18 protein-coding genes and 2 pseudogenes are annotated in these 21,104 nt (G+C 61.2%); 17 read left to right on the top strand and 3 right to left on the bottom strand.

Annotated elements, in window-relative coordinates; all coding sequences use genetic code 11:
• Positions 1-21: 21 nt before the first annotated feature.
• A complete protein-coding gene (locus tag K410_RS0100685) occupies positions 22-762 on the top strand; it encodes a flagellar hook-basal body complex protein (protein ID WP_028133059.1) in 741 nt (246 codons plus the stop codon).
• Between the two features lie 285 nt (positions 763-1,047).
• Positions 1,048-1,221: a hypothetical protein gene (locus K410_RS39190; RefSeq protein ID WP_155253173.1), complete on the top strand. Its 174-nt coding sequence runs from the start codon at positions 1,048-1,050 to the stop codon at positions 1,219-1,221.
• A 176-nt stretch (positions 1,222-1,397) separates the two neighbouring features.
• On the opposite strand, the pseudogene K410_RS0100695 reads toward K410_RS39190, so the two are convergent.
• Positions 1,398-2,978, bottom strand: a pseudogene (locus tag K410_RS0100695) (oleate hydratase); the annotation flags it as partial.
• 654 nt (positions 2,979-3,632) lie between these two features.
• Positions 3,633-5,036 (bottom strand): MBL fold metallo-hydrolase RNA specificity domain-containing protein, encoded by a 1,404-nt coding sequence (locus K410_RS36285; RefSeq protein WP_049819849.1) that lies wholly within the window; start codon positions 5,034-5,036, stop codon positions 3,633-3,635.
• Between the two features lie 294 nt (positions 5,037-5,330).
• Between K410_RS36285 and K410_RS38205 the strand changes: the two genes are divergently transcribed.
• From K410_RS38205 to hypE, 14 genes and pseudogenes are all read left to right on the top strand, one after another.
• Positions 5,331-5,960, top strand: coding sequence for an RNA polymerase sigma factor (locus K410_RS38205; RefSeq protein WP_245269300.1), 630 nt, complete (start codon positions 5,331-5,333; stop codon positions 5,958-5,960).
• 644 nt (positions 5,961-6,604) lie between these two features.
• Positions 6,605-7,096 carry a hypothetical protein gene (locus tag K410_RS39195; RefSeq protein ID WP_155253174.1) on the top strand — a complete coding sequence of 164 codons (492 nt, stop codon included), beginning with the start codon at positions 6,605-6,607 and terminating at the stop codon, positions 7,094-7,096.
• 62 nt (positions 7,097-7,158) lie between these two features.
• On the top strand, positions 7,159-8,073 hold the full coding sequence (locus K410_RS36290; RefSeq protein WP_049819850.1) for an LOG family protein: 915 nt from the start codon (positions 7,159-7,161) through the stop codon (positions 8,071-8,073).
• 43 nt (positions 8,074-8,116) lie between these two features.
• Complete coding sequence (locus K410_RS0100725; RefSeq protein ID WP_028133063.1) at positions 8,117-8,569, top strand: four-helix bundle copper-binding protein; 453 nt, start codon at positions 8,117-8,119, stop codon at positions 8,567-8,569.
• Between the two features lie 382 nt (positions 8,570-8,951).
• Complete coding sequence (locus tag K410_RS0100730) at positions 8,952-9,929, top strand: hydrogenase small subunit (RefSeq protein ID WP_028133064.1); 978 nt, start codon at positions 8,952-8,954, stop codon at positions 9,927-9,929.
• 61 nt (positions 9,930-9,990) lie between these two features.
• A pseudogene (locus K410_RS0100735) lies at positions 9,991-11,705 on the top strand (nickel-dependent hydrogenase large subunit).
• Positions 11,705-12,547, top strand: a complete 843-nt coding sequence (locus K410_RS0100740) for a Spy/CpxP family protein refolding chaperone (protein WP_028133065.1) — start codon at positions 11,705-11,707, stop codon at positions 12,545-12,547. The pseudogene K410_RS0100735 and the gene K410_RS0100740 overlap by 1 nt, the downstream one beginning before the upstream one ends.
• 17 nt (positions 12,548-12,564) lie before the next feature.
• On the top strand, positions 12,565-12,807 hold the full coding sequence (locus tag K410_RS0100745; protein WP_028133066.1) for a HypC/HybG/HupF family hydrogenase formation chaperone: 243 nt from the start codon (positions 12,565-12,567) through the stop codon (positions 12,805-12,807).
• On the top strand, positions 12,800-13,222 hold the full coding sequence (locus K410_RS36295; RefSeq protein ID WP_049819851.1) for a hydrogenase maturation nickel metallochaperone HypA/HybF: 423 nt from the start codon (positions 12,800-12,802) through the stop codon (positions 13,220-13,222). The genes K410_RS0100745 and K410_RS36295 overlap by 8 nt, the downstream gene beginning before the upstream one ends.
• On the top strand, positions 13,215-14,006 hold the full coding sequence (gene hypB, locus K410_RS36300; protein ID WP_080672084.1) for a hydrogenase nickel incorporation protein HypB: 792 nt from the start codon (positions 13,215-13,217) through the stop codon (positions 14,004-14,006). The genes K410_RS36295 and hypB overlap by 8 nt, the downstream gene beginning before the upstream one ends.
• 15 nt (positions 14,007-14,021) lie before the next feature.
• Complete coding sequence (hypD, locus tag K410_RS0100760; RefSeq protein ID WP_028133067.1) at positions 14,022-15,155, top strand: hydrogenase formation protein HypD; 1,134 nt, start codon at positions 14,022-14,024, stop codon at positions 15,153-15,155.
• A gap of 6 nt (positions 15,156-15,161) precedes the next feature.
• Positions 15,162-15,674 carry a HyaD/HybD family hydrogenase maturation endopeptidase gene (locus tag K410_RS0100765; RefSeq protein ID WP_049819852.1) on the top strand — a complete coding sequence of 171 codons (513 nt, stop codon included), beginning with the start codon at positions 15,162-15,164 and terminating at the stop codon, positions 15,672-15,674.
• A complete protein-coding gene (gene hypF, locus K410_RS0100770; protein ID WP_049819853.1) occupies positions 15,674-17,944 on the top strand; it encodes a carbamoyltransferase HypF in 2,271 nt (756 codons plus the stop codon). Before K410_RS0100765 ends, hypF begins: the two co-directional genes overlap by 1 nt.
• Entirely contained in the window at positions 17,941-18,981 is a 1,041-nt protein-coding gene (gene hypE / locus K410_RS0100775; RefSeq protein ID WP_049819854.1) for a hydrogenase expression/formation protein HypE, read from the top strand. The genes hypF and hypE overlap by 4 nt, the downstream gene beginning before the upstream one ends.
• On the opposite strand, the gene K410_RS38210 is transcribed toward hypE, so the two are convergent.
• Entirely contained in the window at positions 18,900-19,361 is a 462-nt protein-coding gene (locus K410_RS38210; RefSeq protein WP_080672103.1) for a hydrogenase expression/formation C-terminal domain-containing protein, read from the bottom strand. The two genes, hypE and K410_RS38210, sit on opposite strands and share 82 nt — an antisense overlap.
• Before the next feature lie 281 nt (positions 19,362-19,642).
• Between K410_RS38210 and K410_RS36305 the strand changes: the two genes are divergently transcribed.
• Positions 19,643-21,037: a TolC family outer membrane protein gene (locus K410_RS36305; RefSeq protein ID WP_080672085.1), complete on the top strand. Its 1,395-nt coding sequence runs from the start codon at positions 19,643-19,645 to the stop codon at positions 21,035-21,037.
• Positions 21,038-21,104 lie beyond the last annotated feature (67 nt).

Below are 21,104 nucleotides of genomic sequence, written 5' to 3' on the forward strand. Positions count from 1 at the left end.
CGCACCGGAAGTTTTCTCGTCATGGGTGGGACGACCCTGATTCACCTGTCGCGGCTGATCTCGTTGCAGCGCAAGCTCGATGTCACCGCGCAGAACGTGGCAAACCTCGATACGGTTGGATTTCGGGCGCGGGAACTGTCGTTTCGTGAATACCTCAAGCCGGAGAGAGGTCTGAATGAAGCGGCGCAGCGAGAGCGACCGCTCTCGCTGCCCGACCCACGATTTCAATTCACCGACGATTCCCAAGGCGCCACTGAATTGACGGGCAACCCGCTCGATGTTGCCATCAATGGCCAGGGGTATTTCGTAGTACAGACCGAGCGAGGCGAGCGCTTCACGCGAAACGGCGCGTTCACGATTGATGGCAGTGGCCGTCTCGTGACGCTGGAAGGACAACCTATCCTCGGCCAAAACGGTCCACTGCAGGTCCCGCCCAACCAAGGGGGATTGGAGATCTCGCCTACTGGGATTGTCAACACGAAGCAAGGCTTCCTCGGTCAGCTCCGCGTGGTCCGCTTCGAACGGCCGCAGTTACTTCAACCCATCGGCGGGACTCTATTCAGGTCCGACGACCCGCCTTCTGACATCGCTCCGCCGGCTATCACCCTCACGAGCGGCGCCTTGGAGAAATCCAATGTGCAGAGCACGCGCGAAATGAGCCGCCTTGCGGAGATTACCCGAACCTACGAGATGGTCGGCAGATTGCTCAAGAGCTCGCAGGATGCCGACGACATCAATAAATTGGCAAATGTTCCCGAATAGCCATGGCGCCGTGAGCAGTATGGTCCATGCCGCGTCGATCGCGCGCCGGAGTAGAGCTGCGCTGATCGTCGCGCTGTCGTCGGCCAGATTGCGTGCCTGGATTGTCTCCTCGCAGAGCAATGAAGCAGCTCCCGTAGCGGCATATTGCCGCGGCTCGCGCTTGCGAGCCGCTCCAAACATCTTCAAAGTCTAGTCCTATCGCCGAAGACCTGAATTCTATGGGTTCGTGACGATAAAGCTGAGCACTAAATTAAAGTGGCATTTTCAATCATTCTGACGATGCGGATGGCGACGCGCCTGCGACAAGGCGCGGAGACAGCCGGCCTCGTCACCTACCTCGTCAGCTTTCCGCGCGCGATCCAACGCAGCCCGATCGTGGGCCGCCTCGATCTTTGCCCGCGCGTCGGCCTCGGTCGCGGACCTGATCGTGGGCTGGCGATGCATCTGCGCACGCACTGACTGGTTTGCGGACCAACCCCGCGCCGCAAGGTCGGCAACCGCGCTTTCGTAAGCCGCGATCTCCTGGGCGCACTGCCCGGCGTGCGCCGATCCAGCAACTGGAAGCGCGAGCGCAATTGCACCAAATAGATGGGCGAGTCGCATTGTCATCCGACACCTCGCATTCAGCGGTTAAGTCAAGCAAACGCTTTCTCAACGGTCCTCAGTAGCACAGCCGGTGACTTGTCGTGGCGGGTCACCGGCGGAATCGGGCGATCGATCTTCATGAGTTGATAGACCGCCATCTGCGCCGCGCGCACCGAGTACTCCACGGTGAAGACGACGTCGTCGGGAATCTCCACGAACTGGCTGACGAAGGCGAGGTTGACCGAGTTCTTCGGCACCGGCAGCGGCCGGTCGGTGAGCGCGCGCGGCATGAACATGCTGGTGATGTAGGGCATGCGGCAGGGAATGCAGATCGCATCCTCGAACACCGTGCGATCGAAGTTCAGGTGCCCGCACAGCTCGGTCAGGATCTCGGCGCCGTTGCATTCCGACATCGGCTTGGCGACGAAATTGCCGACGCGGTCGGGATGCAGCGCATAGCCCCAGAACACCTGCACGTTTTGCGGCTGGTTCACGAAATGCGGCTGATGATACAGCACCACCGACATCAGCCAGTTGGAATCCTTGAAGGTCACGAGGCCGCCGGTGCCGGCCGTGTTGCCGGAGAAGGCTTCCATCTGGTCGAAGAACCGGCTGTCACGGCAGGTGACGGTGAAGGACAACCACCAGGATTCGGGGATCGAACTGTTGAACGCGGCCGGGTTGCCGAATTCGGGATGTCCCTTCGCGATCTTCTCCCAGAGCGCCCAGCCTTGGCTGTCGGCCTTGGTCAGATGCGTCGGCGGCTCCGTCATCGAGCCAAGGCTCGAGGCATCCGTCATCGAGCCGTTCTGGAAGAACACGAGGTCGCCATCCTCGAGGCGGATCTCCGCCGTCCGGCCGTCGCGGTTGAGCACGAGCTGGCGCACGCGCAGTTTCTCGCCCTCCCGTTCTAACGCCATGTCGACCACACGCGTGTCCTGCACGAACTGCACGCCATGTCGCTTCAGCCAGTCGGTCAGCGGCCGCACGATCGCGTCGTATTGATTGTAGACGGTGCGCTTGACGCCGCCGAGCGTTTCGATGCGCGGGAACTCGTTCATGAAGCGATGCAGATAGCGCTTCAGCTCGACCGCGCTATGCCAGGGCTGGAAGGCGAAGGTGGTCTGCCACATGTACCAGAAATTGGACTCGAAGAATCCGGGTGACAGCCAGTCGGTGATCCGACTGTTGCCGAGCGTCTCCTCGGAGGTCTCGACCAGGCGCAAGAGCTCCAGCCGGTCGCGGCCGGAAAAGCCCATATGCGAGACGTCGACCTTGAAGCGATTGCGGTCGACGAGACGCGCGCGGGAATTGGCCCTGTTCTCCTCGTTGAAGGCGACTGTCTCGTCATGCACGCTCAAGCCGGGACGTTCGAGCGAGGGGATCGACGACAGGAGATCCCAGGTGCATTCGTATTGATCGGTGGTGAGCATGCGGCCGCCGCGCAACGTATAGGCGCCGTTCGGAAGTTGCGCGCCGTCCAGGCTGCCGCCGAGCGCCGGCAGCGCCTCGTAGATCGTGATGCCGCGTCCGGCAACGGCGGCATCGCGGATCAGAAATGCCGCGCCAGCAAGCGATCCGATGCCCCCGCCAATGAAATACGCCTTCACTGCTTGCCTCGATTGCCGTTCAGAGTTGTTTGATTATTGCACCCGAATGGGGTGTCGGGGCTTGCGGTGGATCAAGGTTTATCGGCTCCCCGGAATATCGGGTTGAAACCCGAAGCTACGTGGGATTCTTCTCGATCGGCCGCGCCTGGTTGCCGTTCCTATCGCCCAACCGTGCGGATGATGACGTGCCACCATAATGGTGACATGTATGCGTATTGCATGGAGAAGCATCAGTGACCAACGATGTTGGTTGAAGCCATTAAGGCTGCGATCGGGTCGGGGAGATGTCGTCCATCACCACGTCGGCTGTGCGCGGCGTGGTCGCTCTTGGTTTCGGCAAGGAAGGCAAGAACTCCTCCTAAGACGATTTGCCGTGCCCGAGGCGAGCGAGGCGCTGACCGAGGAGTGCTTCCATTCGATGTCACCTACAAGGGGAACACCGCATCTGGGTTCAACTTAAAGGGTGATGGCGACGATGAACATGTTGGAAACGACACGAGCTCAGTCGCCCGCTGTGCATGCGGGCCTATCCACGGATTCCACACAGTCCATGCGTTTCAAACGAGGGCCGATCGACTGGATCACCGCACTGCCGATTTTGCAAAGCAGCGATCACAGGAGAGCGAGCGAGGTTCGGACGTATCAAATGACCAGGCGCTCGCCGAGTCGGCCGTATCAGGAACGTTTTGCGCGGGCGGTTGCAATAGGCTTGGGTGGAGAAAGGACGGCGACCTCCATCCGCGCCGGGACTGTCGCGCTCCAGCCAAGCTCGCGCTCAATGCGAGAGCGCAATGCATCCGACGCAGCGGGCTCGCCGTGCGTGATGAATGTCATGCTAGGGGCGGACTTGGCGGTCCTCAGCCATGCCAAGATTTCCTCGGCATCCGCGTGAGCCGACAGCGCGCTGATATTCCTGACTTCGGCTCGGACTGGAATGTCCTCGCCGTGGATCCGGATGGCTCTCGCACCCGCCATCATCGCCGCCCCGCGCGTCCCTTTCGCCTGATAGCCGGCAAACAGAATCGTGCTTTTCGGATCGGACGCAAAGCGCTTGAGGTGGTGCAGGACGCGTCCGCCGGTCGCCATCCCACTCGCGGATATGATGACCTTGGGTATCGCCATGGCGCCCAATCGCTTCGAATCTTCCACGCTGCGGATGTAGGTCGCCACCGCGCACGAACTACGGCATTCGGCTTCTGACAGTTTGTGATCCCTTCGATGATGACAAAAGATCTCACTGGCATTGACCGCCATCGGGCTGTCGAGAAAAATTGGGACGTTTGCGAGCTTTTCGGCCGCCTTCAGACGTTCGAAGTAGAACAACAGGCTCTGCACCCGCCCGACCGCAAAGGCTGGTACGACGACCGTTCCGCCCCGCCGAACGGTGCGATTGACAATGTCGTCGAGTTCGCTCTGCGGGTCGGCTTGCGGATGCTGGCGATCGCCATAGGTTGATTCGACGACGACATATTGCGAATCGGGACGCGCCTCAGGGTCAACCATCAGCGGATCATTGAACCGCCCGAGATCGCCAGAGAACAGGACACTCACCCCGCCCCATTCGACTTGGAGCGATGCCGCACCCAAAATGTGTCCGGCGCGCGAGAGACGCAGCTGCGCGCCGCCGGGCAACGTTTGAGTCTGATGAAAGGGAATGGTCCACAGCTGCCGCAGCGCAGCTTCAGCATCTTCAACCGTGTAGAGGGGCAGAGCCGGCTTATGGCGAGAAAACCCGTGGCGATTGGCAAAATGCGCATCGCTGTCCTGGAGATGCCCAGCATCGCGCAACAGGATCTCGCAGAGGTCGGCTGTTGCCTCACTACACAGGATATCCCCTCGAAAGCCGCCCTTGACCAGCTTGGGAAGATAGCCGGAGTGATCGAGATGGGCGTGGGTCAGCATCACGGCCGAAATGCTTGCCGGATCGACCGGAAATCGCGACCAGTTTGCCTCGCGGAGTTCTCGTTCGCCTTGGAACAACCCACAGTCGATCAGCAGTCGTTGCGATCCGTTTTCCAAGAGATATTTGGATCCCGTGACCGTGCCAGCGGCGCCGAGAAAGCTCAATTTAATGCTCACGGAAAGGTTCCCCTCAGAACTCCAAGTCCTCTTAGATCGTGATCGAGCTGCTTTTGCCGGCGTGCCGGGTCTTGCGCTGCAATCGAACAAACACACCCTGCATTAGCGCCCATCACACAAAGTCGTCAGGCGCCCAGTTGCGCACACGGCCGAACGCGCGGAGCAGCGTCAGAACCAAACGATCAAAAATCAGGGACGCGGCGGAAGCGCGATCCCTCCTCTTCTCAAGTTTCTTTAAAATGTATCTCGGCTTGCGCTCGTGTTTGTTGAGCTGTATCAAGCGGAAGCTGATTATTGTTTTCCTTTAAGCACGGCCCCGTCACATTCAAGCTTGGCGCCAAAATGTCAGAGAAGCCGTCCGCTTCGCCCGCTCCTCAGACGACCTCCTCTCCGCGGCAGGCCGTCGTCGGGGACGCGCTATCTCGGGGCTATGATCGTCTGAGAGCTTACCTTGTCCGCCGGCTTGGAAATGCGGCCGACGCCGAGGATGTTTTGCATAGTGTCATTCTTCGCGCGATGGAGAAAGCCGAAGCGCTTCGCGATGAAGGTGCCGTCCATGGCTGGCTCAGCCGCATCGTCGCGTCTGCTATTGTTGATCACCAGCGCCGCCAGGCATTCCGCCGCCGCAATGAGAACGACCTTCTGCTGCAACAGGGTTCGCCGGAACCGATTGGCGACGAGAGCGAGGCCGCGGCGTGCGAGTGCGTTCACCTGATTTTGCCTTCGCTCAACACGGAATATGCGCAAGTGATCCGCCGGATTGACCTGGAGGCCGAGGATAGGCTTGCGGCCGCCGCCGCCCTTGGGCTGACAGTCAATGCGCTGACGGTTCGGCTGCATCGCGCACGCGGCCAGCTCAGGCAGCGATTGCTCAAGATGTGCCGGTCCTGCCGCGAGCACTCGTTCCTACGTTGCGGTTGCTAGAAGATCAGCTTTCGACAAACTCTCGAATGTGCAGGAACCTCGCTGCGACCTAACCCCACTCTCTGTGGGGCGAGCACCGGCAAGCAGCAAGCAGTAAATTCCACCGACCGCCAACAGGGCAAGTTTGGGAACACGGAACGAAGCGCCATCACGGCGAAATATCGCGACCATTCTATACTGCGAAGGACGACAGTTGGCTATCGACAAAGCTGGGGAACGCAAGGTCCGGATAGCTTGGCCTGGAGACTTGACCCGAGATGATGGAATGCAAAATAGAGGGGCGCGGCGCAGACGACAATTCCATGCGCGTCGGCAGACCAGCGTGCCCGCAGGGACTCTGCCGGCAGGCTCGTCGTTACCGTCGCGGCAAACGAGCCCATACCAAGGAGCGTTACGAATGAGCTGTGGTAAGGCCTGCTTCACGACTTAGGGTGAGGGCAAAATCATCCTTTAGATTTCGTGGCGGACCGCATTGGCCTGCAGTTCAGAGCAACTTTCGATGCTCGCATTTGAACGATGTTCGCTGGAACTCGTTACAGATGTGACCCGCTCCTTGTTGAGCTAGATCAACTTTGGCGGGCGCTCGGCGCTTTAACCTTTAGCTTAGGGCTGCGGAGCCCTCTCATCGAGAATAAGGAATTCCCATGTCAAACTCGTTCTCAAGAATCGCAATCCCAACCGCCATCGCGGCAGCGATGGCATTGTCCTTTGGTGCTGCGCTGGCTCAGTCCCAATCGGGGCAGAGTGGCAATCCGCCGACGCAAGCTCAGCCAGGCCAATCCTCGGGGGCAGCAGCCGATCAACCGAAAACTGGGACCAATTCCATGCCTATGCAAGGCATGGAGCACGGTCGCATGATGCGCGACCAGGGTCAGAAGATGATGCATAACGACCAGTCCCAGACTGGCAATCAGCCGTCGACCACGCAAGCTCAGCCGGGGCAGCCCTCGGGGACAGCGACCGATCAACAGACGACCGGAACGACTTCCGCGCCGCAAGGCATGGAGCACGGCCGTATGATGCGGGACCAGGGCCAGAAGATGATGCAGAATGATAAGAACATGGAGCATGGCCAGATGGGAACTCGCCCCTGCGGACCGGGGCAAACCCAGACACAGAACTCCGGCTGCAAGTAGGATCCCACTCCCGCCCGTCCCAGCGAAAGCCGGGACGGGCGGCGGGAGCGAAAGTGGGCGGAATGACCGAAAATAATTCCTCGCAAAAAGCGACGTCCGACGGTGTTTCGCAACCCGATTCCGGGCTTGCTTTCTCCCAACGAAACTCGTCTTCATACATTCTGCCCGCCTTGGATCAAGACTTCCTCCTAGGCGACTCGATGCGAGGCGTACGGTTTCTGCTCGAATACGCCAAGGCCGAAGAAGCGCTACGAAGCTGGGGCGTACGATCGACCATCGTGGTCTTTGGATCAGCGCGCGTGCGGCAGAACGGGCCTGGAAAACACGCCGACTGGTATGAACAAGCTCGTCAGTTCGGCTTGATAGCGTCGCAACGTGGCGGCGCGCTGACCGACAATGGTGGCGTGCGTGACAACGTCATAGCGACCGGCGGCGGGCCCGGTCTTATGGAGGCGGTCAATCGCGGCGCGCATGACGCTGGCGCTCCCTCTATCGGCTTTAACATCACGCTCCCGAGGGAGCAAAAGCCGAACCCCTACTCGACTCCCGAACTGACCTTCCAATTTCACTATTTTGCGATGCGCAAGATGCATTTGGCAATGCGCGCCAACGCCTTGGTCGCCTTTCCCGGCGGCTTTGGCACGTTCGACGAACTCTTTGAAATTCTCACGCTGCGTCAGACCGGAAAGTCGCCGCCAATCCCGATCGTCCTATTTGACGAGAAGTACTGGCGCGCGGCGGTTAACTTCGATGCGCTGATCGCCAGTGGCACGGTCGACAAGTCGGACTGCACGCTATTCCGTTTTGCCGAAGATGCCGAGGAGATTTGGAATGAGTTGCTGTCCTGCGGATTGGGCGTGCCTGGCCTCTCGTGCGCGGCGTCGCGCTATCACCACCTGCTCGACGGCCGATCGACAACTTCCGCCACGACAGTCGCCAGCCCCGCTCCCCTCGGCTCTGCAACGAGTAGGCGTTAGCCGTCCATGAGTCGCTGTCACGATTAGGACAGGAGATTTAGTCATGTGGAATCGACGTAACCTCTTGGGATCGTGCCTCGTGTTGGCCGCATCCAGCGGCATCGCCCGAGCTCAGGCGCCGGGTATGCCGGGGATGGGAATGCCGGGCATGGGACAGAGCCCAATGACCCGAGAGAGCTGCATCGATATTTGCATCAAGTCGCACCGCATGTGCCTTGAGACGGCGCGATATTGTTCCGAAAAGGGCGGCGCCCACGTCGCGCCCACGCATTTGGCGCTGCTGCTCGACTGCGCCGAGATGTGCCAGATGACGGCCAACTCGCTGATGCGCAGGTCGCCGCAGCACGGAGCGATTTGCAGCGCCTGTGCGCAACTGTGCGATGCCTGTGCCAACGATTGCGAGACCATCGCCGGAGACGAGCAAATGGCGCATTGCGCCTCGCTCTGTCGTGACTGTGCTCGTGATTGTAGAGCCATGGTGAACATGCCGATCTGATTTGGGAGACAGCGAAGCACCAGTACAGTGCATAATGGTCCCCGGCCCGGGGCCTCGCCGACCGGCCCGCCCGCGAGCGCTCGACCGGGAATAAGCTTCTGCGCATCCCGAGCCACGAAAAGTTTCATTCGTCTTCCGCAATCGAGCTCGCTTGGGATAGCTGATCAACCATTCACCCTTTGCCCCGTGTTGCTATTGAGCAACGCGTCGACGGCACCAGCAGCTCACCCTCGTTCACTGTAATAAAAAGCGACCCTTAGCGTCTTATCTTAGCGAGTTGACTCGCTCGAGTTCGCCTCACTTTCGAGACAAGTTTCGGATCGCTTTGGCTCTTGCGGGGCATTTAGCGCCAAGGTAGCATTTTCGGGGAGGCTACGCGGCAATGGAAGCACGGGACAACCATCCAACGCTGCTGGACCATCTTCGCCGTCAAGGCGTGTCGCGGCGTGATTTTTTGAACTGGTGCGCCTATACGGCTTCGATTCTTGCCCTGCCGCCGAGCGCAAGCCAAGCGATCGCACAAGCGCTTGCGACCAAGCCTCGCCCCAGCGTCATCTGGCTGTCCATCCAGGAATGCACCGGCTGCAGCGAGTCGATTCTGCGCTCGTTCGAGCCGACGCTCGAAAGCCTGATATTCGATCAGTTTTCTCTCGACTATCATCATGTGCTGCAGGCGGCCGCTGGAAACGCCGCCGAACAGGCGCGCGACAGGGCGATTGAGCAAAACTTCGGCAAATACGTGCTTGTGGTTGACGGCGGAATCCCGCTTGATCCGGATGGATATTACTCCACAACCGGCGGAAAGAGCGGACGCGATCTCGTGCGCGCTGCAGCAAAAGGAGCGGCGCTCATCATTGCGGTCGGCACTTGCGCCACTTATGGGGGCATCCCTGCAGCCTCGCCCAACCCGACTGGAGCGGGCGGAGTTCACGATGCCCTGCGCGAGCTCGTCGACAACACGGAGGTCGCGGCTCCCATCATCAACGTTCCCGGTTGTCCGCCGGTCCCGGAGGTGATGACCGGAGTTGTGGTGTATTTTCTCACTTATGGGAAACCGCCTGATCTCGACAATCTGGGACGCCCCATTCCATTTTTCGGGCGGACCGTTCATGACGATTGTCCGAGGCTGCCCTTCTTCAATCAGGGGCTGTTCGCCAAAAGCTTTGACGATGAAGGCGCCCAAAAGGGGTTTTGCCTCAAGGATCTTGGTTGCAAGGGACCCACGACGTTCAACGCATGCACGACGGTGAAGTGGAACGAGAAGACCAGCTTCCCGATGTTCTCGGGCCACGGCTGCCTAGGCTGCGCCCAACCGAAATTCTGGGATCGCGAAGGCGGCTTCTATGGCAAGGTCTTCTAAGAAGGTAGACGAAAAGCCCACCGCTGCGGCCAAGAATGCGCCCGCCGCGCAGCCTCGGCGAATTGTCGTCGACCCCGTTACTCGAATCGAGGGGCACCTCAGAATAGAAGCGGAGACGGATGCTCAGGGCGTGATCACCCGCGCATCCAGCTCGGGCACGATGGTGCGCGGCATCGAATTGATCCTGAAGGGGCGTGATCCCAGGGATGCGTGGGCGTTTACTCAGCGTTTCTGCGGCGTCTGCACGGTCGTCCATAGCATCGCCTCGATCCGGGCTGTTGAGTACGCACTCGGCTATGTGATCCCGGAGAACGCGCAAATCATCCGCAATCTGATGATTGCCGCGCAATATGTGCATGACCACGTCATGCATTTCTACCATCTGCATGCGCTCGATTGGGTCGACGTGGTTTCCGCGCTCAAGGCAGATCCCGCCGCGACTTCCAAACTGCAGATGAGTTTAAGCCCATGGCCGAACAACTCGCCGGCGTATTTCGGCGGAGTCCAGCAGAAGTTGAAGGGTTTCGTCGAGGGCGGTCAGCTTGGAATCTTTGCGAACGGGTACTGGGGTCATCCAGAGTACAAGCTTCCGCCAGAGGTCAATCTGCTCGGGGTTGCGCACTATTTGGAGGCCTTGGCCTGGCAACGCGACGTGGTCAAAATTCACGCCATCTTCGGCGGGAAGAACCCCCACCCCAATTTTGTCGTCGGCGGGTCCCCTGTGCGATTTCTGAAACCTCGCATGCAACCGCGGTGAATGCAGAAAATCTGCGTCTCGTAGGCCAGGTCATCGGCAAGATGCGGGAGTTCGTCGATCAGGTCTATTTGCCCGACACGCTTGCGATCGCCGGATTCTACAAGGACTGGACAACGCGAGGCGAAGGCGTCGGAAACTTCCTGTCCTATGGTGAATTTCCGACCGGGGTGGGTGCCGCCGAGCGAGCGACCTTGCAGTTTCCCGCCGGGGTCATCATCAACAGGGACCTTTCGAAGATACAGCCGGTCGACTTTGAGGACCCGACGGAGATTCAGGAATTCGTCGCCCATTCCTGGTACAGCTATTCGGCAGGCAAGCAAGTCGGTTTGCACCCCTACGACGGCGAAACGAAGCTCGAATATACGGGACCGAAGCCCCCTTACGAGCAGCTCGATGTTGACCAGTCCTATTCATGGATCAAGTCGCCGCGATGGAAGGGTCTGCCGGTCGAAGTCGGGCCGCTTGCGCGTGTTCTGATTCTCTATGCAAGCGGAGAGGTGCGGACGCGAGGACTCGTCGACCACAGCCTCGGACGGTTGGGACTTCCGATCTCCGCCCTGTTCTCCACGCTGGGCCGCGTCGCTGCCCGCACCATCGAGACGAAATTGATCGCCGACATGATGCCGGGCATGTACGATGCGCTGATGGCGAACATCGCGCGCAGCGATCTTCGCACCTTCGATGATGTGCTGTTCGATCCGAAGACCTGGCCGAAGAAGGCGCGTGGCGTCGGCATGATGGAGGCGCCTCGCGGCGCACTGGCTCACTGGCTCACGATCGAGGAGGGACGGATCGGCAACTATCAGGCCGTCGTCCCCAGCACTTGGAACGCCGGCCCCCGCGACGCCCAAGGGCGAGAGGGGCCCTACGAGGCGGCGTTACGCGGCCACAAGTTACAGGATGCTTCCCGTCCCTTGGAGATCTTGCGCACGATCCACAGTTTCGATCCGTGTCTGGCCTGCGCCGTTCATGTCGTCGACCCAAACGGCGAAGAACTGGTTCGCGTGAAGGTGCTCTAATGCTGAATGCGAACAAGACAGCGAGGAAAGACCGGCAGCGGCGACTGAGCGTCTTCTCATCGGTCGCCATATTCGTCCTGACTCTGCTTGGTTGGCAAATGTCCCCTGTCCTCGCCCGCCCTGGGAATGGCTATGGCGACTTGATCGACAACTATTGCATCGAACGTGGCCGCTTGCGGGTCCGCGCGCACCAGCCGCATTGCGCGATGTGCCACCACCTTGGCACCTTCGACACGTCTCCCGAACATCGAATCGAACCGAACTGGAACGAGTTCATCAGAGGACGAACAACTGGCGATTTCGGCTTCTTCTGCCCAGGGGGGACCGATAGCACCCAAACGGCGCGCGTGCCCGGAGAGAAGTTGCCTCCGGGGCCTAAAAGCGCAACGGCAGAAGCCGCTGAGAACTCGACAAGCCCAATGGGTATGCCGCCGGGCCCAAGTCCATCTCTGCCGACGCCGGAGGGCGCGCAACCCAATACTGCGTCCTCCGAGAGTCAACCGAAGGTGAATGCGCAGCCGGCGACGTCAGACGAGGAGCTGTCTCGGGAGATGGCGGCCTTACATGATGCGGTCGGGATCACGACGGCACAGGAGCCGGCGTGGCTCGACCTCCTCGACGCAGCCGCGCGCGCGCTGCAGCGTCCTTCCGGTCCTGCCGAAGCTGCCACCAAGGACCCGGTGACGTTACTCAAGGTTCATGAGCTGCAATCATCCAAACACGTGGCGAGCATGCGCGCCGTTGGGCTCGCGCTTGCGCGCCTCAATGCGAGCCTTTCGGATCAACAGCGCCAGAGGCTTGTCGAGGGGCTCAGACCGATCCTGGCCGCCATCCCACCGTAGATCGTCGGAGAACTATCATGTGCCTCGCCATCCCCATGCGGGTGGATAGAATCGAAGGATTCCTCGCGCAATGCTCCGTCAAAGGCGTCTCTCGCGAGGTGAACCTGTTCCTGCTACAGGACCAGGACGTCTCGGTCGGTGACCACGTCCTGGTTCACCTGGGCTATGCGATCCAGCTCATCGACGAGCGGGAGGCCAAGTCCACCTGGGAAGTCTTCGACGCCATGCTGGCCGCAGGGGACAACCACTCGCATGCATGAGCTTTCGGTGTGCTGGGCTCTGATTTCCGAAGTCGAGCGCCTCGCGCAGGAGGCGGGCGAGGACAGCATTGCGCATATCGCAATCCGCGTCGGTGAGCTGTCGGGTACGGACCCAGGCCTGCTTGTTCGCGCATTCGAGGTCGCGCGTTCGGGCACGAAAGCGGAACATGCGTATCTGACGATCGAGCGCTGCGATCCACGTGTCAAATGCACGGAGTGCGGCCTGGAAAACGTGACACGCCCCAATCGCTTGCTTTGCGCGTGCTGCGGTTCATTTCGAGTAAATGTCATCGGCGGCGACGAACTGTCGATCGCGGCAGTCGAATTTACCGGAACCGGCATCCCCCGCACCTCGGATCCACCAGCAGCCGGCGGATCGGCGAACCTGAACACGGAGGAGGCGCCGCATGTGTAGCCATTGCGGCTGCGCCGCCAACAACAAGCACCGGCTTCATCTTCCACATAGGGGTTCGGAAGATAGCACAATTGCGTCGGTAGACGGGCTTGCCCACGAGGAAGGCGTGATCCGCAATATTCTCGCCGCCAACGATCGGATCGCCAGCCACAACCGGCAGCATTTCGATGAGAGCGGTGTGCTTGCGATCAATTTGATGTCCTCCCCCGGATCCGGCAAAACCTCGCTTCTCGAAGCAACAATTGATGCTCTCGGCCCCGAACTCGGTTTCGCCGTCATCGAGGGCGACCTTGAAACCGAGAACGATGCTGCCCGGATCCGAGCAAAGGGGGTCCCCGCCCTCCAGATTACGACCGGCGGCGCCTGTCATCTCGATGCGACCATGGTGCATCACGGGCTCCATGAGCTCGATCTGAACGGCGTCGACGTTTTGTTCATTGAGAATGTGGGCAATCTGGTATGCCCCGCTTCATTCGATCTTGGAGCGCACTGCAATGTTACGCTCTTGTCGGCCACGGAAGGTGACGACAAGCCGGCCAAATATCCGATCATCTTCCGCAAGAGCGATCTCGTGATGCTCACGAAATCGGATCTTTTGCCGTACCTGGACAACTTTCAGGTGGATCGAGCAGCAGCAACGCTCAAGGCATCAGGTTACGACGGTCCGCTTCTGAGAACGTCGGTGGCCAAGTCGGTTGACGTGGGCGAATGGCTGGCATGGCTCCGCCAGCGTCTGGCCGATCATCGCGCCGGCCTATTCCTCAATCGCAACCACCCCGGTTGAAGCAGGAGAGGCTTGATGAGCTCGCCTGCTCGCATTTGGCTGGACCGGATCAAGGATCTCCCGCTCGATCGGCCGATTCGGATCCTCAACGTGTGCGGTGGTCATGAGCGGACGATTGCGACCTCAGGCATCAGAAGCCTGCTTCCGCCTGCGGTGCAGCTGATTCCGGGACCCGGATGCCCGGTTTGCGTCTGCCCGGAAGAGGATGTCTTCCATGCTATCCAACTGTCGCTGACAAAGTCCGTCATCCTGGCTGCGTTCGGCGATATGCTTCGCGTCCCCGTCAATGGACCGAAGGCCCAGCCGCGCTCCCTTGAACAGGCAATCGCGCTCGGCGCGGACGTTCGCCCCGTCGCGAGTCCGAGCGAAGCTGCCGCTATTGCCAGGGAGAATCCGCGCAAAACGGTGGTTTTCTTCGTCGCCGGCTTTGAAACCACTCTTGCTCCCGTCGCGGCGCTGATCGCGATGGGCCTTCCGCCGAATCTTAAGCTGCTGATTTCCGGGCGGCTGACATGGCCAGCGGTCGCCATGCTCCTTCAGTCCGAACAACCGGGATTTGACGCTTTGATCGCGCCGGGGCACGTCGCAACCGTCATGGGCCCCGAGGAATGGGAGTTCGTGGTTCGCGGTCACCACATGCCCGCCGCGATCGCGGGCTTCACGGCTGACGCCTTGCTGGCGGCCACCTATTCGACGCTTCGGCAGCGGCTCGAAGGCCGGTACTTTCTCGATAACTGCTATCCCAAGAGTGTCAGGCCCGGTGGTAATGCCGTCGCACGCCGGTATCTTACCGAAACACTGGAGGTGACGGACGCCGCCTGGCGCGGCATCGGCGTCATCCCCCGATCCGGCTTCCGCCTCCGGCCCGAATATGCCGACCACGATGCAAGGATAGATTTTCCGTTGGACGAAGCAACAGAACGCCCTCGTCGTGGCGAAATGCCCCCAGGTTGCGACTGCGCGCGGGTCATTCTCGGCAAAGTCCTGCCAACCGATTGCCGATTGTACGGTTCTGCCTGTACGCCCGAATCGCCGATAGGTCCTTGCATGGTGTCGGACGAAGGGGCCTGCCATGTGTGGTGGACTGCCGGCTACCGCAGCGGCTGCCATGCCTTTGCGGGCGGCAGCGTGGCCCGCGCAGCAAGGTGAGCGCCGATGTCCTCCGCACCGCATGCCGCTGGTCTAGCAGTCACTGTCGTGGGCATCGGCAACGTGCTCCTCGGTGATGAAGGGGTAGGCGTTCACGTGATCCGGTACCTGCGTGACTGTCCGGAACCAAGCGCAAAGCTGGCGATCGTCGACGGCGGTACCCTGAGTTTCAATCTGCTGCCGGTCATCGAAACCGCCGGAAGTCTCATCGTCATCGATGCTGCGATGATCGGAGATGAGGCTGGAGCGGTTCGCGGCCTGGTTGGTGACGAGCTCGACGCGTTCCTCGGCACCTCGAAGCATACCGCGCACGAGATCGGGCTGAAGGAACTGTTCGACATGGCTCGGATGGAGGACCTTCTGCCGCATCGTCGCGCGCTGATCGGTATTCATCCTCAATGCATCGATTGGGGCGAAGGCCTGAGCGACCGAGTCGCAACGGCGGTGCCGTTGGCCGCCGGATTGGTGCTGCGCCTGGCTCGCAAATGGGTCCGCGCCGATCGGCTCGCGGCGCTCTGATGAACAGGAATGAGACCATCGAATCGCGCGGTGAGACAAGGCTGTTCGAAATCGTGGGTCGTGTCCAGGGTGTTGGATTTCGACCGTTCGTGAAGCGTCTCGCGGACGCTCACCAGATCGTGGGCTGGGTGAAGAACGAGGCGAGCCATGTGTCCGTGCTTGCCAGTGGCGAGCCTGACGCGCTCGACCGCTTTGCGGCCGGCCTGATCGCCCAAACGCCACCGCTGGCGCGGCCGATGATTAGGTCGGTTAGCCCGCGCCCACGAGCCGATTGTTGCGAATTTTCGATCCTCGCAAGCAAATCTGGTTCGACTCGCGATGCGGAGCTACCGCCCGATTTGTTCCTCTGCGACGACTGTCTCGCCGAGATAGATGATCCATCAGAGCGCAGGTACCGCTATCCTTTCACCAATTGCACCCAATGCGGCCCGCGATACACCATTATCACCGCCCTGCCCTACGATCGCACCAACACCTCGATGGCGGGCTTCGAACTGTGCCGAAACTGCCGGCACGAGTTTGAGAACCAGCAGGACCGCCGGTTTCACGCGCAGCCTTTGGCGTGTCCCGAATGCGGTCCGAAATTGGTCTTCAGGACGGCGAATGGCGAGGAGATATCCGGCAGCGAACAAGCACTCGCCGCCTCTGTCGAGGCCTTGCGCTACGGCCTGACAGTGGCCGTTCGCGGTATCGGTGGGTACCACCTGATGTGCGATGCGACGAATGAGACTGCGGTGCTCAGGCTTCGCAACAGGAAGGGACGCCCTGACAAGCCGCTTGCCGTGATGGTGCCGGGCGGCAACGACCGGCATCGATTTGCCAGAACGATCGCTGATCTCGATGAAATCGAAGAAGCGGCCCTCTGCGACCCCGTTCGGCCCATCGTCCTGGTGCGGCGGCGCGCGGGCGCGCCGGTCGCGGCTGCCGTTGCGCCCGGACTTGGCCAGGTCGGGTTGATGTTGCCCTATAGCCCGTTGCACCACCTGATCCTGAGCGAATTTGATGGTGTGCTGGTCGCGACGAGCGGCAACATCAGCGGCGAACCTGTGATCACCGATCCGGACGAGGCCGAGGAGCGGCTCGCCCGCTGCTGCGACGCCTTCCTGCACCACGATCGTCCCATCCAGCGCCCTGCCGACGATCCGGTCTGGCGGGTGATGGGCGGGCGGACCAGATCGATCAGGCTCGGCCGCGGTTCGGCACCCATCATCCTGCACAACGCCTATGCGGCGGCTGACGCCGTGCTCGCCTGCGGAGGTCAACTCAAGGCGACGGTGGCGCTCGGGCTAGGCGACCGGGTCGTCGTGTCGCCACACATTGGGGACATGGGATCCTTGCGCTCACAAACAACGCTGAAGCAGGTAGCTAGCGATCTTCAAAGACTCTATGCGACGGATGCAACATGTATCCTCCACGATGCTCATCCGGATTTCACGACGACGCGATGGGCTCTGCGGCAAGAAGTGCCCGCAATCGGGATCCAGCACCATGTAGCGCACGCATCTGCGCTGGCCGGGGAGCATGGTTGCAAGGAGAAGATGCTGGCGTTCACCTGGGACGGTCTGGGGCTTGGGACCGATGGCACCTTGTGGGGCGGCGAGACCTTGTACGGGTCGCCCGGACAATGGCAGAGGGTCGGCAGCCTGCGTCCGTTTCGGCTCATCGGCGGCGACCGCGTTGCAGTCGAGCCGTGGCGCAGCGCGTACACGCTGTCGTTGGAAGCCGATCATAGGTGGGACTGCGTCCACACCCATGCAGCCGCCTACCGCCGTGCCTGGGCTGCCGGGGCCGGCATGATGTCCAGCTCGGTCGGTCGATTGTTCGATGCCGCCGCAGCAATGGTGGGCCTCATCGAGCACTGCAGTTACGATGGCCAGGCGCCGGCGCTGGCTGAGAGCATGTCAGGTGAAGTCATCACCGAGCCCGCTCTGCCGGTCCGCCCCCAGGGCGAGATCCGGCGGATCGACTGGACTCCCCTGGTTCCAATGCTCGTGGATTCGTCCTTGTCCGTTGGCGAGCGGCTCGGACGCTTCCACGGTTCATTGTCAGCAACCCTGGTTCGCGAGGCCCTGCATCATGGCGCGGCCAATCGCACCAGTATCATCGGACTGACGGGCGGCGTGTTCCAGAACAAGCTGCTCACCGAGCATGCGGCGGCCGCTCTGATCAGCCACGGCTTCCAGGTTCTCTTGCATGAACGCATACCGATGAATGACGGTGGACTGAGTTATGGTCAGGTCGTTGAATTTTCTGCGCGGAAAGCCCCATGAAACCTGGTGACGCCAAGCACTCCTCGCGCGACCTGAGCCGCATTTCGCTGGCGCACGGCAATGGCGGCAGAAGGATGCGTGAGCTGATTGAACAGGTCTTCCGCCGACATCTCCACAACGACCTGTTCGATACAAGTGCCGATGCAGCGATCTTACCGATGCTGCCAGCCGGCAGTTTTCCGGCCCTGACCTCGGACGGCTTTACGGTGGATCCGCTGGAGTTTCCAGGTGGCGACATCGGAAGTCTGGCGATCAACGGCACCGTCAATGACCTCGCAGTGTCGGGAGCAGAGCCGCTCTACATCGCGCTGAACTGCTTCATCGAGGAGGGCTTCGAACGGGAGCGCCTCGAGCGCCTTGTCGCATCCATGGCCGCCGCGGCGCGGGCCTCATCGGTCAAGGTGGTGACGGGCGACACCAAAGTCCTCCGCAATGGCGAGGGTGGCGGGCTTTATCTGGCGACAACCGGGCTTGGATTTCGCAGCCCTGACATCGCCCTTGGCCTCGATCAGATCCTCCCTGGCGATCGCATCATCGCCAGTGGCTCGATCGGCGATCATGGAACGGCCGTCCTGCTTGCCCGCAAGCAATTTGGTCTCACGGGAACGCTACAGTCGGACTGCGCCAGCGTTCTGCCGCTTGCTAGAAGCGCCCTAATGCAGCAGGGCATCCGATTCATGCGCGACCCGACCCGGGGCGGACTGGCAAGCGTCGCCCACGAGATCGTTCGATCAACAGCAAAAACCGTGCGCCTGTTCGAGCGTAAGATTCCGCTGCGCGATGAAGTGCAGGCCGTCTGCGATATGCTCGGCTATAATCCGCTCTATCTAGCCTGTGAGGGCAGGATCGTGGCTGTCGCCGATTCCCCGTCAGCCGAACGGCTGGTGCAGGCTTGGCGCGGCCTGCCGGGTGGAGAAGACGCAGCGGAAATCGGCGTCGTGGGCGAAGATGGGCCTTACGTCGTGTTGGAAACGGAGCTCGGCGGCGAACGGTTGGTCGAGGAGCTCGATTCCGACCCGCTACCACGAATCTGCTGAGCTTCGCGGATCTTGAGCCGAAGGTCTTTCATGGCCTGTTCGATCTCGTCGGTCTCGCACTTCAGTAGTTCAGGGACATAGGCAATTTCGATAAATTCGCCGACAAGATCACCGCCGGTGTTGTATTGCTGCCCCCACCATACGCCGGCCACGGCCGTTTCCGAAAAGATGCATGATCCCACGCCCCTAAAACTTGCCTCGACCTGCCCGTTGCCAAGAAAGTCGCGTAGCGCGGCGGTACCGCCTACAGGCAACGGAAGCCGGCGCAGATCGATGCGAAAGCTCGTCCCCGATTCGACGATCTCCGCCAACTTTGCGCTCACTTCCGAGAGCAGCGCCGCGATGATTGGATCAGAAACGAAATTGCCGTTGCCAGTCATTATCAACGTCCTCAGGGACTTGCCCCACCCGCATGGATCGGCAGCGTCCGGCTTGGGCCGCCAGCGGTGACGCATGACGTGCCCGTAGCCATTCACCGAAGGCAATGCGCGCGACCCGACAACGCCGAAAACTTCCCACGGCGCGCCCAACGCTAAGGGCGCGAGCTTTGCACATCTCCCGTCCAGACGCTATTGTCGCATTTGGGGGCTGGTTAATCTCGCATGACGACGCCGGAGGGCGGGGAGCAGACCTGGCTCGGTATCGCGATCCGGGGACTTCAATGAGCATTGCGCGTACGTCAATTCGGTTGCTGGCCATGGCGGTCGTCGCGGTTTGGTCTTGGCGCAGCGGTGCGGCGCAGACGCTCGACGGGGCACTGGCTCAAGCCTACCGCAACAACGAGACGCTCAATGCGGAACGCGCCAATCTGCGGGCGACGGACGAAGAGGTGCCCCAGGCGCTCTCCGGTTATCGCCCGCGCATCGAAGCGACCGCGGAGGCCGGTCCTCGTTACCTCAACGAGAAGGGAGCCGATGGCGCGCAGCAAAGCTCGACCACCACCCCTCGCGGCGTCGGGGTGACGGCAAGCCAGTCCATCTTCAACGGATTCCAGACGGCAAACCGGGTGCGTGCGGCCGAGAACCAGGTGCTTGCCGGCCGGGAGGCGCTCCGCGTCATGGAGCAGACCGTGCTGGTGGATGCAGCGACCGCCTATATGGATGTACTGCGCGATGCCGCGATCCTTGAACTGCAGAAGCGTAATCTCGACCTACTGGGAGAGCAACTGAACCTAGTCCGTAACCGGCAAGCGAGCGGTGACCTGACCACTGCCGATGTGGCGCAAGTGGAAGCTCGCCTTGCCGCGGCGCGGACAGCGGTGCTCGCGGCTCAGGCGACGTACAACTCGTCGCGCGCCACATTCGCTCGCGTAATCGGCAGCGAACCCGGCAAATTGACGCCCGGCCAACCGGTGGATCGCTTTGCTCCTGCGACGCTCGAGGCCGCCATCGCACTTGCGCGCACCCAGCACCCGGCCCTTCTTGCCGCCATGTACGGCGTCGATATCGCGCTTCTGCAGACCAAAATTGCCGAAGGGGCGCTGTACCCGATGGTGACGCTGGAAGGTAGCGTGAAACGCCGCTGGGACATCATGCCCGACCAGAATCTGATGTTTCCGGCGACGGGCACCGATGCGTCGATCATCAGCCGGGTGGTCATTCCTCTCTATCAGGGGGGCAGCGAGTACGCCAAGATCCGCCAATCGAAGGAAATGACCGGTCAGAAACGACTGTCGCTTGAAGCGGTGCGCAAGCTCGCACGGGCCACCGTCGTGCAGGCGTGGAGCGCGGTTGCTGCAACGAGGGCGCAGGTCGATTCGGCGCAAGCTCAGGTGAAGGCGGCCGAGTTCGCACTCGAATCCGTCCGGCGCGAGTTCGGCGCCGGCCAGCGCAGCACGCTCGAGCTGCTCACGGTTCAGCAGGAGCTGCTGAATGCGCGGATCGCCCTGGTCATGACTCAGCGGGAGCGGGTGACGTCCTCCTACGCGCTGCTCGCGGCCGTTGGCCGGCTCGCTCCTGGCGTTCTCGGATTGCCGACAGAATCCTATGATCCGTCGGTGCACTATCATCAGGTCAGGGATTCCTGGTTCGGGGTGCGCACACCCGATGGCCGCTGATGCCGCTTCCGACTGCACATCGCTACGGACTCATGGGAGAAGTTATTTGTTCCGGGAGCCAACTCGG

The organism is Bradyrhizobium sp. 22 (assembly GCF_000482425.1).
GTDB lineage: Bacteria > Pseudomonadota > Alphaproteobacteria > Rhizobiales > Xanthobacteraceae > Bradyrhizobium > Bradyrhizobium japonicum_B.

Bases quoted from the DNA above. Each gene is read 5' to 3' on its own strand.
- K410_RS0100685 (WP_028133059.1), top strand. From the start codon at position 22: ATGGGTGGGACGACCCTGATTCACCTGTCGCGGCTGATCTCGTTGCAG.
- K410_RS39190 (WP_155253173.1), top strand. From the start codon at position 1,048: ATGGCGACGCGCCTGCGACAAGGCGCGGAGACAGCCGGCCTCGTCACC.
- K410_RS39195 (WP_155253174.1), top strand. From the start codon at position 6,605: ATGTCAAACTCGTTCTCAAGAATCGCAATCCCAACCGCCATCGCGGCA.
- K410_RS36290 (WP_049819850.1), top strand. From the start codon at position 7,159: ATGACCGAAAATAATTCCTCGCAAAAAGCGACGTCCGACGGTGTTTCG.
- K410_RS0100725 (WP_028133063.1), top strand. From the start codon at position 8,117: ATGTGGAATCGACGTAACCTCTTGGGATCGTGCCTCGTGTTGGCCGCA.
- K410_RS0100730 (WP_028133064.1), top strand. From the start codon at position 8,952: ATGGAAGCACGGGACAACCATCCAACGCTGCTGGACCATCTTCGCCGT.
- K410_RS0100740 (WP_028133065.1), top strand. From the start codon at position 11,705: ATGCTGAATGCGAACAAGACAGCGAGGAAAGACCGGCAGCGGCGACTG.
- K410_RS0100745 (WP_028133066.1), top strand. From the start codon at position 12,565: ATGTGCCTCGCCATCCCCATGCGGGTGGATAGAATCGAAGGATTCCTC.
- K410_RS36295 (WP_049819851.1), top strand. From the start codon at position 12,800: ATGCATGAGCTTTCGGTGTGCTGGGCTCTGATTTCCGAAGTCGAGCGC.
- hypB (WP_080672084.1), top strand. From the start codon at position 13,215: ATGTGTAGCCATTGCGGCTGCGCCGCCAACAACAAGCACCGGCTTCAT.
- hypD (WP_028133067.1), top strand. From the start codon at position 14,022: ATGAGCTCGCCTGCTCGCATTTGGCTGGACCGGATCAAGGATCTCCCG.
- K410_RS0100765 (WP_049819852.1), top strand. From the start codon at position 15,162: ATGTCCTCCGCACCGCATGCCGCTGGTCTAGCAGTCACTGTCGTGGGC.
- hypF (WP_049819853.1), top strand. From the start codon at position 15,674: ATGAACAGGAATGAGACCATCGAATCGCGCGGTGAGACAAGGCTGTTC.
- hypE (WP_049819854.1), top strand. From the start codon at position 17,941: ATGAAACCTGGTGACGCCAAGCACTCCTCGCGCGACCTGAGCCGCATT.
- K410_RS38210 (WP_080672103.1), bottom strand. From the start codon at position 19,361: ATGACTGGCAACGGCAATTTCGTTTCTGATCCAATCATCGCGGCGCTG.
- K410_RS36305 (WP_080672085.1), top strand. From the start codon at position 19,643: ATGAGCATTGCGCGTACGTCAATTCGGTTGCTGGCCATGGCGGTCGTC.